Raw genomic sequence first — 15,729 nt, 5'->3', positions numbered from 1 at the left:
GAAAGCGGGGGAGACCTCCCCCGTCACCGCACATCTGTCAGAACCCGTTGTCCGGCTGATTGATCAATTGTTCCATCAGGGAAAGAGCCAACATCGCATTGGCCGAAGCATCGACAGATTGACCTTCCTTTGCCGACTCAGCCGCCGCACGCATCGGGTCCTGAATATCGAGTTGCTCAAGTTTTTTCAAGAAGCCGTCGACATCAGCCCGCATCTGCTCAAAACCTCGCGGCAGAACATCGGCCCGATTTTTCAAATCCTTGGCCAACTTGATCAACGCCTGACGGTTCAGCTCCTGCTGTCTTCCCAGATTGGCTAGCTGTGCGGTGTTGGTGGTATTCCCCATTGCCACCTCCTTGGCGATCACATTGATCCGCTCGACCAGTGACTTCTGGGTATTGTGAATGCGCCGGAACTGGGCAGCCATGGCCATCACGTCACCTACTTTCTTGACCACCTCGGCATCCATCTCGACCTGCTCCGCTTTTTTCTGAGCACCGCCAAGGTTCTTTTGCATCTCCGCAATCGCACGACGCGTTGCCGCCTCACCGGATGGTAAACTCAACTTGGCAATCCCCTGCTGGTTCTTGGCAAGGGTGGATGCCGCCTCTTCGGCAGCCTTCGCCAGGCGCTCTTCCATAGCAAAGGCCTTGAAGTCCTTGGCCAGCTTCTCCGCCAACTGCTTTGCTTGCGCATGTGCCGACTGCGCTTCTTTCTGAGCTTGTTTGAATGCCTTTTCATCTCCGACATCTGCCGCTGCATCCAACTTGTCCAGTGACTCGCGTGCCTTGCGTATCGACTCGGCCAATGCCCGGTAACGAGCGGTGAACTCACGCAACTGAACCTTCGACCGAATCCTCTCCGCATACTCGGCCACGCTGATGATTTGCACCCGAACCACTTCCGAGACGCCCTGTCCTAACAACGATGGGTTCCGATCCATCGCTTCCAGATAAAACTCAAGCACCTGCCCGACTTCAACTCCCAGCTCAGCGAGCTTCAGAGACTCTTCAAATTCAAAGTCTCTCTTCACCAAAGAATCGGCCAGCACCCGGTTTCGGTCACGGTATCCCACCAAGGCCCTCACCATCGACACCTTGGCCAAACCATGATCATCCTCCACTTTGGCCGTAAAGGGAAGCTGGGTTTCGGGTGTGGCAAGCACCATCGCCTGGGGCGACTCCAGATCCACCACCGGGACCTGATCAGGAATCACCTTCACCTTCAACTCCAGCGGGTTTTCTGCCGGCGTGGAACGAATATCACGGATCATCGCAGCGACTTGGGACGAACGATGCGCCTGCCACGAAAAGCGCAAGCGACGGCTATCCGTACCGTAAACATGGTCGCTCTGCACGACCTTCGAGCGCCCTCCACCGGTTCGATCCATCGCTTTGATCGCGAGGTCACCACCGGAAAGCGGACGATTACTCTCGACCTCCAATGTCACGGTCGATCCTTCCAAGACTTTGATTTCACCACTATCGAGCGGATAGGTTTCCACCGCCCTGCCGGTGTATGCCGGCGGCTGCACGCTCACCTGCACCGTGGAAAACTTCGGCTGAAGCAAGACATCCAATCGATGCCAGTCACTGCGGGCCCGGCCAGTGGCAAAGGCGAATTCAACCGAACTCAGCGAGTTCGTAAACTTGGTCGCATACCGCCCCGGGCTTTCCTGATAGGCGGTGGTTTGGTCAACCCGCCCACTCGCCGGGTCACGCACCAGGCACACCACATCGTCCTCAATCTTTCCGCCACTGATCTCCACCTGAGCAACAGCCTCCCCCCCATAAACGGCCGAAAGGATGTCCGGGGTCACAACAAACACCAAAGGGCTATAAGGAGCAATATCTGCACCCGGATCCATCACCCGTGCCGCCGTCACCCGAAAAGGTTCAGGTGCCATCGTTTTCAAAGACCACACCACCGCGGCTACCAACAGCAGGGAACCCGCACCCCAGGCCATGGCCCTGAAGGGCATCTTGCTGCGCATCGGAAGTTTTTCCAACTCACCGGCAGCATCTTCCAACGCACGGTCCAAATGAAATTGCTGCATCGCCGTCTCCGGCTTCCATTCTTCCAGGCTGGTTGCACCGGCAACCCGCTGCCGTGGATCATCAACCAGAGAGTCCACCAAGCGAGCCGCAGCCAGTCGTGAGGTTCTGACAACCCTCCAGAATGCAATCACCGCAAGCAAAACCAAAACCGAAGCAAGCAAAACGTTCACCCTCCATCGAACATCCTCCGACAAGGCCAATTTGTAATCCGCCCATCCGTGTAACAACAGGCCGACACCCAATACACTGACTAGGATCAGCAACACGAAAACGATCCTCCCGACACACCAGCGGCGGCGGAATCGGTTCAGGCTTTGGTGAAATGTGGACATATCCGGTAATCTATTTTCGTTCTACATCATGGGCGGTTACTCTATGCAAGACCGTTGCGCCGGCGCAACCACCATTCCAAAGATAAAAATACAAGCAAGAGGATCGGGGACAACCAATGCATCCAATGTGAATGCCACTCCACACCATGGTCCCGTTGCTCCGGAGCCACAGGCTTCATCTGCTCCTTAAGAAAAGCCTCCAGCTGCTCTGCTGTCAGGATCTTCCCTCCGGTTCCTTCACAAAATCGTTTCAAATACCCGGCATCCGCACTGAGCTCATCCATCTCTCCGGGCGGTGCAACCACCGTGACAACCGCCTCGGGCATGGACCCTTGTGGCTTTGCCTCATCTCGAGGAACGTCAGCCGAGGCAATCAGCCGAAGTTGATAGTTCCCCGCCTCTGTCGGGGTGAAACTAGCCCCCCACTTCACTCGACCATCATCGGAGGGGACTTCCGCGGGAGCCAATCGCAGAGGTTCATCCAAGGCCGGGGATGTGACTTCCACCTGCGGGGCATCCGGCTGACCGCCCCCACGGTAAGACATCCGAAGAGCCACCGGCGTCCCCGGTTCGATGGAGCTGGCCGAAACGTTCAACGAATAATCCTGACCTGGCAAAAACTCCGAGTAGGAAAGCATCCAGTGAATCATCTGAATCCAGAACTCTTGATACATGTTCCCCAACTCACGAGCTTCGGGGAAAAAATCCCACTTCCACAAACCATCAGCATTCACCAAGCCGGTCACTCCCTGGCCATAACGCCGGACCATTAACAAGGGAAAGCGCCCCTGGCCTGTCGCACTTCCCAGCTCACCGTAAGCCAAGACCCGGGTGAAGGGTTTTACCACGTCAATCCGATGGGCATCCTTGAGTTCAGGCAACGATTTCCAGACCGGTGATTCAGGAGCAGGAAGCGCCTGACCAAACAGGCCGGCGGTTTGCCCATCTGCCGATGGCCGCATACTGAAGTTTCCACTCACCCCGGTTTTCCAACTCACCGGTTCCAGAGGTGCCAGATCGGGCATCACCCCGGTGTATGGCTTGGAGCGGGAAAACAGCACCGCTCCACCTTGATCTTTCACAAATCCCCGCAGCAAGGCAATCCGCTCGGGCGTTAGAAAATGTTCCGAGTTCTTGCCAAAAATAATCAAGTCATAGCGGGACAATTCCTCCCGGGTGTCGGGGAAAACATCCACCTCCGACTCGTGAGGTTTGGACTCACCGGAGTCCACACGAAACCAGCGCGACTCACTCAAGCGGTGCACCGAAACCACTTCCATATGCTTTTGCTGGCGTAGCAGTTGGGCCAGAAACTTGCTATCCCAGTAGGGCGCGCCTTCGGCAATAAACACCTTCGCCTTTTCATCCAAAATCCTCAATCGAAGCTCAGCCTGATTATTCGACAAACGCATCTCCCCGTCACGGGCCGGAACCATCAGACGGAACAACGATGACTGCTCCGGTGCGACGATCGAAAAATGGTGCACATGACGCTCCCCCGGTTTGAGTTTGACCTTTACGGATTCCACCGGTTTACCTTCGGCATCACTCAGCGTCAGCTCGGTGTCCACCTGTCCCAGGCCGTCAGCTAACAAAACCGCCGTCAGCTGCACCTGTTGACCGGGGAAAGCCGTCACCGTCTTGCGAGGCAAATGCAATGACAGATCCTTGCTCGCCTGCTCACCACCGATGGGCACCGCAAAAAAGGGCACGTTCAAAGCCTGGGCCCGTAGCTCAAAGTTCGAATGCCGAGGGCTTGACGTCTGCCTACCGTCGCCCAATACCAAAACTCCGGATAAGGACTCACCCTGGGAGCTCAGCTGGGTCAACAACTCATCCGCAGAACTCGTCAAATCACTCGCCTTTCCATCGGGGGTCGGTGCGCTGTCTGGCTCGACTTCCTTTAAGGCGTCGTCATAGCTGTAGAATCTTACATCCACTCCGGCGTCACCGGCCAGATCTTCCATTCGATCCCGCAGGCGCATCGCTTGCGCAATCCTGGTTGATGTTTTTCCCTCTTCCGCGGGGTCCGCTTCTTCAACGGACATCGATGACGATCGGTCGAGCATCACCGCCCAGACCTTACTCAGCTGGTCTTCCACCGCTCGCCATTCGCCGGGGTTGAATAAAAAAATGAGCAGCATCAGCACCGCCGCAATCCGCAAACCCATGAGTAGCTTGCGCAGACCAGAAGAAACGGCATCCGATGAACGCCAGCCCATCCAAGCGGTGGCAGCCAGCAGCATCAAGGCCAGCGGAATCAGAAGACTTATGGAAATTACTGGATTCATCGTAATCAAATTACTCGCATCTTAGAACTTATCTCCCTGCCGGGTTTTGGTTTTCGCTTTTCGGTTTCCAGAGGCACACCCACTGTTCCAACAATAAAAACAACAAGGCCAGACCAAGTAACCAAGGCCACAAGGGAATGCCGTCACCCAGTGCGGCGCGCCTCAACAAAGCTCCGGTGTCCACCACATCTCCACCCTGCACAGAGGAAGGGTCCAGGCTTCGCAAATCCGATTCCGTCACCGGAAAATTGACAACCTGTAAGGACGCCACGCTGTCGCCAAGTTTCCAATGATACAGCCCGGGAGTTGCGGACTCCTGACTGGTCATACGTAAACCCTGCGCGGTCATGTCCACTTGGATCGCTAAGCTCTCTCCGCTAGCGCGGGATAATACCACAGAGTCAGCAGAAACCTCATCTCCAGGAGACCATGACAACAAACTACCAGGCATCACCTCCAGCCCCCTCACCACATTTTGTGGCCGGCAATGTAGCAATAACTCACCCATGAACGGCACAAAGGGAGACTGGCCTGACCAGGTGCTGAGATCTGTAGAGAGGGGAAGATTCCATAACACCACCGGAGCTCCTCCGTTTGTTGCCGACACCAACAAGCCGGGAACCCCATCCTGATAATCAATCCACGACATCACTCCGGCAGGCCATTTCTCTGCAAGACGAAGCCTACGCAAAAACACCCCTTCGGCCGGATTTCCAAACTCACCGGAACGGAATAGGGCAAATACCGGCTCCCGCTCCCCCGCTCCACGGGCAATCCCAGCCTTCCAGCCGGCCCCTAACGGGCTTGGCTGAATCGATACCGAACCCGTGGCGCCCGGCTTCCTGCTGCTTTTATTATCCACAGGAATCGCTTCCTCGCTCCCTCCGGCAACAAGACCCAAAAGCTGATGACACTGCGCCAAGCTCACACCTGTCGAGGGTTGAATCAATAAGGTCGTTCCCGCGTCAGCCAATACGCGTAAGGCATCAACCTGCCCGCCGTCCCAATCGTGTAAAAACAAATAATCAACCGTGCCAGCCGCGGGTAGACTGCCTGCGGCAACCTCCTGATACTCTAACCATTCAAAAGCATCTGCCAATTTGCGGAGCACCGCAGGGGCCTTCACATGCAAACCTCCCTCCGACGGCACGACCGATGCCAGCTTCAAGGTTTCCCGTACCCGGACCAACGCATGCCGGCGGTCATCCGCGGGAAAAACATCCTCGGCAATCGACGCCGCAAGTGGCACTAATCCTGGCTGGGTAAAGTGGGTTTTGAACTGCACCTCTGCCTCACCCCATGCCGGGATCTCAACCTCGCGCGACTGCCGGCCTCCATCCGATTCCAGATACAAGCTCGTCCGCCGTGGCGTCGCTGAATAGTTCCGCAACCGGCACACCATCAGCACATCCTGCCCCACCACCGGATCGGAAGGTTTGGCAAACAACTCGTGCACCGCCACATTCTCGACATCCTGCTCACCCACCTTGATTTTGACCACCTCAATATCCTTCGGCACCTTCAAGGCAAACTCCTTCCATGCCGACGATTGGAAATCGGAAAGCACCACCAACTCACGCTCACCCTGAACTTGCTCCAACTGATTAATCGCCAACTTAAGTGCCGCCGAAATGGCACCGGCTTCCTGGTTGACCTCAGTCCGCTTTAACGATTCACCAATAAAATCAAGATTGGGGCCAGGCTGGGGAAACAAGGCGTCGGGCTCGGCATCGATCCACACCACATTCGCCTGATCCACATCACCCGCAGCTAACAATTCCCCAACTTTTCCACAGGCCGAGGCAAATCGGCTGGAGGCCCCGTCCTTGCATGCCATGGAGGCGGAGCGGTCGACCAAATAAACCGTGGTTTTACTCCCGCCGACCGTTGGCTTGTCACTGGTAAGCAAAGGCTGCAAAAACACAAACAACAGGGCTAGCACCGCCAAGGTGCGTAAAAGCAAAAGCAACCAGTCCTGAGGCTTGCGCATCCGGGCCGTCTTTTTCATGATCCGACGCAAGAAAGCCGTATCGGAAAAAGCATACTTCGGAGGATTACTCCGGGCAAACAAATGCACCAGCACCGGCAGGACTACTAACGAAAGCAGCCAAAGCCATGCCGGATTTGCGAGAAGGAAGTTCATGTAAAAGTTTCGTTAGGCAAGTCGATCAAAAAGCTTAAACCAGCTGTCACGAGTGTTCGTGAGAGCGTAATCCACTTGGCGGCTGGCTGAGAGGCGCCGCAACACCTGGGTGTGGCGTCGCATTTCCTGTTTCCAGGCCTCCCGGAGGGTTTGAGTATGCACCACCAGTCGGTCATCGGTTTCCATATCAATGAACCGGGACAATCCACGGTCCGGCAGGTTCATTTCCGCCGGGTCAAGGACATGGAACAGATGCACCCGAAAGCCACGGTGTAGATAGGGGTTCAGCGCTTTGAAAATTTCCTCGGGGTCGTCAAAGAAATCGGAAATCACAACCAAAGTCCCCTTGCGTTTAATCAATGGGTGGGCACGGTGCAAGGCCTCGGCCAGCGACGTTTTGTTGCCGGGTTGATTATTCTCCAATGCCGTCAGCAGCTGATGTAAATGCCGACGAGTCGATCCTGGCTCGAAAAACTGCCGGATCTTATCGTCAAACAACTGCAGCGAAACCCGGTCGTTTTTTGAAACCACCAACCAGGCCAAACACGCGGCAAAAAAAGATGCGTATTCCAGTTTCGTGATTGGTCCTTCATCCTGAAACCCCATCGATGCCGAACTATCCAAAAAGATATGGCACTCCATGTTGGTTTCCTGCTCAAACGTCCGCAAATAATGCCGGTCGGTCCGGGCAAACACCCGCCAATCAACCAATGCCAGATCATCCCCTGGAACATACTGCCGGTATTCCTTGAACTCAATCGATGCCCCGCGCTCACGTGAGCGATGACGCCCCGATAGATAACCCTCGACCAGCGCCTTGACGCCAAATTCATAATGGCTCAAGCGCCGGATGTCTTCCGGGCGGATAAATCGATACTGGGTCTGGGACACGTTAGAGAATAATAAGTGGCTAATGACGCGTGATGGCTGACAGCCGTCTAATCTGCGAGCAGCTTGCCAATGACATCTTCCACACTGATCCCTTCACCTGTTGCATTGTAGTTAGGGATGACGCGATGCCGCAGAACCGGCAAGGCCACATCCTTGACCTCTTCAATCGATGCCGCACTGCGACCACGCAACAAGGCCAAAGCTCGAGATGCCCGGGCAAGACACTGCGATGCCCGTGGCCCCGCACCGTAATCCACATAGTTATTAATAAAATCGGTCGCAGCATCCGTATGGGGTCGCGAACGATGAACCACTTTCAAAATGTACTTCACGACGTTGTCTGGCAGTGGCACATCGTGGGTTGCATCCTGCAGAGCTAACACACCCTCGGCATCGAGAATGGTTTCCGCCTGATCCGCCACCCGACCAGTTGTCCGGTGGATGATTTCCTCTTCATCCTGGATCGATGGATAGTCGATCATCACATTGAAGAAAAAGCGGTCAAGCTGCGCTTCCGGAAGAGGATACGTTCCTTCGTGTTCGATCGGGTTCTGAGTAGCAAACACAATAAAGGGTTCATCCAACTGGCGGCTCTGGCCCATGACGGTCACCTGCTTTTCCTGCATTGCCTCCAACAAAGCGGCCTGAGTTTTGGGCGGGGTCCGGTTAATCTCATCCGCAAGGATGAGGTTGGCAAAAATCGGGCCATGCACAAATTCAAACTCGCGGCCTCCAGCGTCGCCGGTCTGTAGGATTTCAGACCCCACAATATCGGTGGGCATCAAATCCGGGGTGAACTGAATCCGATTGAATTTCAAACCGAGGATTTGGCCCAAGGTCGACACCAGCAAGGTTTTGGCCAGACCGGGCACCCCGGTCAACAGACAATGCCCACGGCATAACAATGAGACTAACATCTCCTCAACCACGGCCTCCTGGCCGACGATGACACGGGCCGTCTGACGCCGGATTTCGGCTACGGATTCCTGGATTTTTTCCCACTCGGCGGCGGGTTCATTGCTTTCACTCATGATTGTTGATTTCGACTTAGTAGTTGGTGCTTTGTGATGGATTTAAAAATCATCTTCCTCTTCTTCGGACATGCGCTTGACGTATGACTCGGATGTCTCAGATATATAAACGAGATAGGCGGCTTCTCCTTGGGCTGATTTTTTCAGAAACTCATCCTTCATTTTTTTACGCGCTGCCTCATCCTCTTTCACATCGGTTTCGCGCAAATGCGCCATGGAGGTCTCCCCGTCACCGTAAGTAAACATAACCGCCACCTTTTTAAGTTTTCCAGCCTGCAAATCCTCTCCCAAATCATCAAAAGCAATGTCCTTCATTTGCTGAGACCAATCCCCTTTGCCAACCTGCACCTTGAAGCCAAAACCATTCTCCCCCGCGCTCTGAATAAAGACAGCATGGAGGTAATGCGTCGCGGCGTGATCCAAAGTCAACTTCAGTATGCCATCCAACATTGCTTCATTCACCTCTTTGCCAGCACATAAAGATTCCAGAGATTTTTTCATCTCCTGATCCTGTTCCTTTACATCCGGCCAATTCACCTTGATCACCCGCTTGCGTAATTCGACAATCCCGGACGGAAGGTTTTCTCCGAAACCAGTCAGGATATCACCCCAAGCAAGCTTTTCATCCATACTCAGTTTTTCCTGATAGGGTAGAATTTCATCTGCACTTAAAGATTTCAGTTCCTTGCGGATTTGAGCTCTACGGCTTTCTTTCACCGATTCTACATCCGGGAAATAAGCACTTGCCCCTTCGTCCAGTACGGCCTGTGCACGCTTCAATCCAAAGGCCCACAACTCGTCAGCCTCAATGACCCGATTCAAGGCATACATCACCCGCTGATGCTGCGGAAAATACAGGAACTCCATTTGCCAGGCCATGTAGGCAGCCACACTCGGTGCTCCATTCAACAGCTCAGCCCTTTGCTCTCCTGAAACCGGCTCAGTCTGCTGCAGAAACCACTGCCAGTCATCTTTTGATTGTTCCAGCATGGCAAAGATCGACGTTTGATAGGCGTTGGCTTGATCAACGGCTTCCCCACTGCCTTTCTCTCGATAAAGGGCACTCAAATGGTTGTTCACTTGCTCGATGAGTTCCACCTGCTGCTCAACTTCCTTCTGCTTCCGGGCAATGCTCACGAGTGCTGGTAAATGCTTCAGTAAATCACCCTCAGTCTCAGCCGCTTTCAGCATTTCGACGCCCTCCTTCCCCTGCAGCTTCCCAGAACGCATGTCTGCCAAAATCTTCTCAGCCGAAACATCATTGACATAGACCTCCAGCTTTTTGAGATACTTGTCCACTCCGCCAGCCTGACGAATTTCCCAACTCAGATAGTCCTCATCCTGGCCATCCGCCTCCTCTTTAAGCGCCTTGGCAAACTGATCATAAAACTTGCGTGCTTTCCCACGCCGAGCTTTCAAATACAGCGTGGCATTCCCGAGTTGGTCATCCATTTCCTCAGAGCCAAGGATATACTCTTCCACCAGCTTGAAAGAACTTGGCTCACCGGATTTGATGAGAATCACCACGGCGATCCGTCTTTGATTACTGGATCCCTCCTCAAGAAAATGCTTCGCAAGTTGAGCCTCGGATGCCGACCGGTGCTTCAACCACCATTGATAGGCGATCGATTGCAATTCTTCCGCAGTGCTGGACGACAAGTCATTGCCGCTGTCGGGCAAGGTTTTCACTAAAAGCTTCCTCGCGATTTCACCGCGACTGCAGGGGCGCAACAAGGTATTGTACTGGGCTGTAGCCGCGCCGCCATCGGAGGATCCCATCATGGAATAGCGCATACGCTCGTAGTCGGAATACCTGTCATTACCCGATCCGAGTTGGGATGCCATCAGCGAGTGATCTGTCGCAGCAGACGCCAAAGCAATCACCGCATCAGGTCCCATCTCAATCAGCTCATTGATCCACTTCTGCTTCGATGGTTGAAGATAATACCCCACATTGGGATCTCTCGCACATTGCTTCAAGGTGGCCGATCCAAACACCCACATCATCGGGCCATCGACCACAATTTCATCCTCTCGTTGCAGCAATCCGTCCAGAACCGCAATGGCCTGAGGCTTGAGCGTAACACCTTTAAGCGCTTTGATCTTTGGTTTCTCGCCCTTGATCCGCCGATCCAACTGCTCGACCAACATTTCCACCCCCTCTTTGGCCTTCCAGCCTCGGGTAAAGGATTGCAGCATCTCCTTTGCCCCATCACGGTAAGCCACCCAGTCTTTGGTTTTAAAAAACTCCTCGGCCAATGCCTTGTATGATCGTGTTGCCAACGAGTTAACCACGTAATCGATCACCAGGACCGGCTTGGGAGCCAACTCCATCAACTTCGCTACAATCTGATTGGCTTCCTTCGTATGGCCGGCACGATACATATGGCAGGCCTGCACCAAAACCCCGGAACACCAAAGCGCACCATCACTGGAATACTCCCAACGGTCAGGGTCCAACATCTTGTTTTCCCCCCTCTGGCTCTCAATCGCCTCAATGATCTTCTTGGCATCAGCAGCCACATCCTGCTCGGTCCAATCACCGGCAATCCCCCCTGCTTTCGTGGCTTTTTCAGGTCCCACCAACAAACGCATCAGCCCCCCACGTTTTTGCTTTTTCTTCACCTTGACGGTTCCATAACCCGCGTGAATCAATTGAGCCAAACCATCATCACCTTTGGCGGACGGCAATAACCAAGCATCCCCTTTCGCTCCGGTTTTCGCCCGTCCTCCCATACCGGATTGATACTGCATCATCTGCGCCTCTTGCCCGGCCTCACCATGCAAAGTCAACTTGACATACTTCGCCCCTTTGGCGTCTGGCAGCCCCAACTTGATCAAACGCTCAAACGCCGGACCATAATCCACAACAACCGCAGAATTGGATCGAGCTGAAGCCTTCTCACCTGAGGCGGGCTCGCGATGAGGCTCCGACACTTCCGAATGGGATCCAGCAGACCTTGCTGGCACAGCCTCCTGGGCTGTCACCATCCATGAAGAGGTCTGAACTAACAGGAAGGACCAAACGATTCCGGAACGCATTTCACGGCGGATCCTAACGATATCAAAATCCCACGCAAGCATCAAACTCTGGTTTTTATGCAAAACCAACTAAAGGGAGCCCTCAGGCGTAAATTTTAATAATGGTAGTACTCCTTGATGCCCTCAAGCACATTGGTCGCAGCAATCGAAGCCAGAATCATCCCCATCACCCGACTCACGATGCTGGCACCTCCCGAGCCGATAATCCGGGAGATTTCTCCAGCAAAACGCATCAGAAGGTAGGCCACGCCAATCACCACAAACATCAAAATCACTGTCGTCAATTGGTGCAACAAAGAGTGACTTCCGTTCTCGGTCATCAACACGACAGCCATCATCGCTCCAGGCGAAGCAATTGAAGGCGTCGCCAGCGGAAACACCGCCGTATCTTGCAATTTACCGATCGCCTTGACTTCTCCCTCCGGCTTGCTCTCACCAAAGATCATCGTCAGCGCAAAGAGAAACAGAATCAAGCCGCCGGCAATCTGGAAAGCCAACAAGGGAACCCCCATCGCAAGCAACATCACCTCGCCAATCACCACAAAAAACAGCAAAATGCCAGCTGCCGACAAGGCCGCAATCTTGGCAATTTTCCTTTTTTCAGCGGCCGAATGCCCCTGACTGGCCGATATAAACACAGGCACTGTTCCTACCGGATCAATGACAGCCCATAGCAACACAAAGGTTGCCAACATTTCATGGGGAGTTTGCATATAATTAAAAGTCTGACAAATAGGCAGTGTACAAGCATTGCCGGATTTGTCAGCCAAAACCTCCCCGGTCATAAAGACCGCTTATCATCAGAACATGCAGCAGCATGAAGCAGTCAAGAGAGCGATCGAGGCGAGCAAAGCAAGTTGAAGTGCGGTTTTCATTCGTTAATGTATTTTGATAATGTGAATAGTTACAATGTGTAAATCTAGCCAAATAATCACCACTGGCAATCCTACAATTGATTTTTTTCACCAGCTCAAACGACACCGGTAGCAAGCAGGGGGCAACAAACACAACTTGTTCAAAAAAAATTGAACAATGATACCAAGCCCGCTATACTCACGGCATGAGCACCCAAGACTGCCCACCTCCAGACACCTTATCGATCGACACCCGTCTGATTTCCTTTTTCCAGGATGGGGTAAAAATGCTGGGGCTACCGAAATCCGTGGGGGAAATTTATGGTGTGCTCTACTGCGCACGGCAGCCCATGACCATGTTCGATATCATCGACAGAATTGGCATCAGCAAAGGGTCGACCAGTCAGGGATTGCGGATGCTCCGGACGCTGGGTGCCGTAAGGGAAGTCTCCACGCCGGATGATCGGAAAACCTACTACGAAGCAGACGTCGAGCTGAAAAAAATCGTCGGTGGTTTCCTGCGCGAGGAGATCCGCCCCCATTTGAAAAGCGGAAAAGAAAAACTCAAAACACTGGAAATGGAAGTCGAGGCCATCGACGACCCCGAACTCCGGGAATTTTACGATGAGCGAGTGGTTAGGCTTGAACGTTGGTCAAAAAAAGCCAATCTTGTCCTTCCACTCCTGCAGAAGTTTCTTGGCAAATAAGCTAAACTTCACTGGCAACACAGACCCTAACCAACTTTTAGACTCCCTTTCCTTTTCGCATGGATGAATCCAATTCCAACGAGGAAGACTCCCCGCTGTGGTACTGTGTCCGAACCCAGAGCAAGCGTGAACACCTTGCCTCCAAAGCCCTGAACCAACTCGAAGGCGTCGAAACCTTTTGTCCCCGACTCCGCTATAAAAAAGCCACTCGAAGAGGTAAAGTCTGGTGGGTTGAAGCCATGTTCCCGGGCTACATCTTTGCCAAATTCATCCGCAAGGAGTTCGAGCGCGCGGTCATCCATACCCAAGGAGTGATGTGCCTGCTCAGATTTGGCAACGAAGTCCCAGCCATTTCGGACACCTTCATCGACGAACTCCACCAATACATCAGCGAGTGTGAATCCGAAGAAGAAGGCATGCTCACCCTGCAACCCATCATCCAGACCGGTGACGAAGTCGAAATCGCCCACGGTGCCCTGCAAGGCATGTCTGGAAAAGTAGTGGAAATCCGACCCGCACACGAACGGGTCAAACTGCTGATTGACTTCCTCGGGAACGAACAAGTCGTCGATGCCGACCTCTTTTCGCTGCTGCTTCCTAACAAACCCATACCGGAAAAACCCGAGTAAGGAAAAGATCTTAACCCAATAACAGATCCAACTCGTCAGGGTGGCTTAATAAATAATCCGGCTGCTCAGCCTCCAGTGCTGGTTTGCTGTTAAAACCCCAGGCTACCGCAGCCACTGCCACTCCGGCTTTTTTTGCGGCTCGGATGTCCCGGATCTCATCCCCGATATACAACATCTTGGATCGATCCATGTTATAGGATTTCCGGATGCTCTTCAAATGCTTGGACTTACCACTCAGTTTGGACGTCGAAGAAACAAAGGTGAACAAGGGGTCGAGACGATGGGACTGCAAAAACAAGCCGACATTATCGACTGAGTTGGATGTCAGAATTCCAAAATGACTCACCCGACTCCGCAACTTCGGTAACGTTTCCGCCATCCCTTGGATCAAGGGAAGGTTGGCAATCCGCCCACGCAACATCCGCGTCCCACGGTATAACAACTTGGGCACGCGATGGGCTGAAATGCCCAAATGACGAAACAAGCCAGCAGCACTCAAGTTCCTGAGTTCGGGCAAATCTGCGGGCTCGACTTTTAACAAGCCATATTCTTCCGCCATCGTGTTGTAGATACCGACACCTTCCATTAGCGTATCTGCGATAGTGCCATCAAAATCAAAAATCAGAGCGTTGTGTTTCATGTTTGCTTGCATGAATATCGACGCGTTCGAAGATTCTGCGAATGGAAAATGACATCCATCTCCGACAGCCTCCGTTGGCCGGCACCATCGCCCGCTCCGGCATCAACTCCAAGCTCTCAGCCCCGCTGCAACAAGGCATCCATCCGGGTAAAGACCCCGGCATCAAATCCCATCTCGCGTTTCAGCATCAAATCGTGCTGCAATATGTTTTTTTCCTGGCTCAATGCACGGTACTGAGACCAGCCTAGCTTCCCGACCATCCACGGGCCAAACCCTGACACCGGGACCGGATAATCACTGCCATGAATCACCCTTGATTGAACGTCTTCAGAAAAAAGATGCTTCAAAGTTCTCGCCCGGTTGGGTGTACACAACGCACTGTTATCCGTATAAAGATGCGGATAGCGACCAAACATTGCGATCAAATCCTCCGTCCAGTCCGGGTCAAACAGCCCACTGCGGCCCGCCGCATGAGCGGCAATCACCGTGACGCCACAATCCAAGACTGTTGCCAATTTCTTTGGATCCCCGAAACTAGGGTCGTAAACCTTCACCGTCATTTCTCCACCCGTGTGGGATAATAAAATCATCCCCGCATCCGCCACCCTCTGCCAAAACGGTAGATACCGGTCGTCATCGTAATCAATATTCAAACAATTCGGTAATAACTTCATCACAGGCATCCCAGCATCAATACATCGCTCCAGTTCATCCATCGCATCGGAACGCCCAGGGTGAATCGAACAAGCTGGAATCACCTGCTCGGGATACTTTTTCGCCAACGCTGCCACCCACTCGTTCGGAATGTAAAACTGAGCCCCGTCAAGCGGCCTCCCCTCTCGATCATAGGCAAGATCCTGCGCCAACACCACCGCCGCATCCAAATCACTCAGCTCAATCTGCATGACCAGATTTTCCGCATAGCGCTCATCCATCTCCGATTCCAAAACCGACATGGGAAGCCCCAAGCCTTTGATCATCTGTTTCGCTAAAAACCGCTTCCACAACGTTGGCAATTCAAACCAACACCCGCTACCCGACGAACCATCCCCGACAAGATGCACATGACAATCAATGGTTCTCAAACTCATGGGCTAGCGATAGTGAAATCC

General features: G+C 53.4%; 11 protein-coding genes. 2 read left to right on the top strand and 9 right to left on the bottom strand.

What is annotated here, in order from left to right:
• Positions 1 to 37: 37 nt before the first annotated feature.
• From HW115_RS08125 to HW115_RS08095, 7 genes are read right to left on the bottom strand one after another with little or no spacing between them, the layout of a single operon-like run.
• On the bottom strand, positions 38 to 2,389 hold the full coding sequence (locus HW115_RS08125) for a hypothetical protein (RefSeq protein WP_178932085.1): 2,352 nt from the start codon (positions 2,387 to 2,389) through the stop codon (positions 38 to 40).
• 41 nt (positions 2,390 to 2,430) lie between these two features.
• Positions 2,431 to 4,680: a hypothetical protein gene (locus tag HW115_RS08120; protein ID WP_178932084.1), complete on the bottom strand. Its 2,250-nt coding sequence runs from the start codon at positions 4,678 to 4,680 to the stop codon at positions 2,431 to 2,433.
• 28 nt (positions 4,681 to 4,708) lie between these two features.
• Positions 4,709 to 6,823 (bottom strand): vWA domain-containing protein, encoded by a 2,115-nt coding sequence (locus HW115_RS08115; RefSeq protein ID WP_178932083.1) that lies wholly within the window; start codon positions 6,821 to 6,823, stop codon positions 4,709 to 4,711.
• A gap of 12 nt (positions 6,824 to 6,835) precedes the next feature.
• Positions 6,836 to 7,714, bottom strand: a complete 879-nt coding sequence (locus tag HW115_RS08110; protein WP_178932082.1) for a DUF58 domain-containing protein — start codon at positions 7,712 to 7,714, stop codon at positions 6,836 to 6,838.
• Positions 7,715 to 7,761: 47 nt separating this feature from the next.
• Positions 7,762 to 8,745, bottom strand: coding sequence for an AAA family ATPase (locus HW115_RS08105; protein ID WP_178932081.1), 984 nt, complete (start codon positions 8,743 to 8,745; stop codon positions 7,762 to 7,764).
• A 42-nt stretch (positions 8,746 to 8,787) separates the two neighbouring features.
• Positions 8,788 to 11,829, bottom strand: coding sequence for a hypothetical protein (locus HW115_RS08100; RefSeq protein ID WP_227021350.1), 3,042 nt, complete (start codon positions 11,827 to 11,829; stop codon positions 8,788 to 8,790).
• Positions 11,830 to 11,882: 53 nt separating this feature from the next.
• A complete protein-coding gene (locus tag HW115_RS08095; RefSeq protein WP_178932079.1) occupies positions 11,883 to 12,500 on the bottom strand; it encodes a MarC family protein in 618 nt (205 codons plus the stop codon).
• Between the two features lie 347 nt (positions 12,501 to 12,847).
• On the opposite strand from HW115_RS08095, the gene HW115_RS08090 reads away from it, so the two are divergent.
• Together HW115_RS08090 and nusG are read left to right on the top strand one after the other, a co-directional pair.
• On the top strand, positions 12,848 to 13,348 hold the full coding sequence (locus HW115_RS08090; protein WP_178932078.1) for a GbsR/MarR family transcriptional regulator: 501 nt from the start codon (positions 12,848 to 12,850) through the stop codon (positions 13,346 to 13,348).
• A gap of 59 nt (positions 13,349 to 13,407) precedes the next feature.
• Positions 13,408 to 13,977: a transcription termination/antitermination protein NusG gene (gene nusG, locus HW115_RS08085; protein WP_178932077.1), complete on the top strand. Its 570-nt coding sequence runs from the start codon at positions 13,408 to 13,410 to the stop codon at positions 13,975 to 13,977.
• Positions 13,978 to 13,987: 10 nt separating this feature from the next.
• Here the strand turns inward: nusG and HW115_RS08080 are convergent, their stop codons facing one another.
• Both HW115_RS08080 and HW115_RS08075 read right to left on the bottom strand, forming a co-directional pair.
• Entirely contained in the window at positions 13,988 to 14,617 is a 630-nt protein-coding gene (locus tag HW115_RS08080) for an HAD hydrolase-like protein (RefSeq protein ID WP_178932076.1), read from the bottom strand.
• 116 nt (positions 14,618 to 14,733) lie between these two features.
• The gene (locus tag HW115_RS08075) at positions 14,734 to 15,708 is read right to left on the bottom strand and encodes an amidohydrolase family protein (protein ID WP_178932075.1); all 975 of its coding nucleotides are present in this window, start codon (positions 15,706 to 15,708) and stop codon (positions 14,734 to 14,736) included.
• Positions 15,709 to 15,729 lie beyond the last annotated feature (21 nt).

Source organism: Oceaniferula marina (assembly GCF_013391475.1).
In the GTDB taxonomy this organism is placed as follows: Bacteria; Verrucomicrobiota; Verrucomicrobiia; order Verrucomicrobiales; family Akkermansiaceae; genus Oceaniferula; species Oceaniferula marina.
Note: the sequence above shows the minus strand (reverse complement) of the source record. Positions and strands in the feature narration are given on the sequence as shown.

What these genes read in the sequence shown, in the direction of transcription:
- nusG (WP_178932077.1), top strand. Translation starts at nt 13,408, where the DNA reads ATGGATGAATCCAATTCCAACGAGGAAGACTCCCCGCTGTGGTACTGT.
- HW115_RS08090 (WP_178932078.1), top strand. Translation starts at nt 12,848, where the DNA reads ATGAGCACCCAAGACTGCCCACCTCCAGACACCTTATCGATCGACACC.
- HW115_RS08105 (WP_178932081.1), bottom strand. Translation starts at nt 8,745, where the DNA reads ATGAGTGAAAGCAATGAACCCGCCGCCGAGTGGGAAAAAATCCAGGAA.
- HW115_RS08125 (WP_178932085.1), bottom strand. Translation starts at nt 2,389, where the DNA reads ATGTCCACATTTCACCAAAGCCTGAACCGATTCCGCCGCCGCTGGTGT.
- HW115_RS08100 (WP_227021350.1), bottom strand. Translation starts at nt 11,829, where the DNA reads ATGCTTGCGTGGGATTTTGATATCGTTAGGATCCGCCGTGAAATGCGT.
- HW115_RS08095 (WP_178932079.1), bottom strand. Translation starts at nt 12,500, where the DNA reads ATGCAAACTCCCCATGAAATGTTGGCAACCTTTGTGTTGCTATGGGCT.
- HW115_RS08115 (WP_178932083.1), bottom strand. Translation starts at nt 6,823, where the DNA reads ATGAACTTCCTTCTCGCAAATCCGGCATGGCTTTGGCTGCTTTCGTTA.
- HW115_RS08075 (WP_178932075.1), bottom strand. Translation starts at nt 15,708, where the DNA reads ATGAGTTTGAGAACCATTGATTGTCATGTGCATCTTGTCGGGGATGGT.
- HW115_RS08120 (WP_178932084.1), bottom strand. Translation starts at nt 4,680, where the DNA reads ATGAATCCAGTAATTTCCATAAGTCTTCTGATTCCGCTGGCCTTGATG.
- HW115_RS08080 (WP_178932076.1), bottom strand. Translation starts at nt 14,617, where the DNA reads ATGAAACACAACGCTCTGATTTTTGATTTTGATGGCACTATCGCAGAT.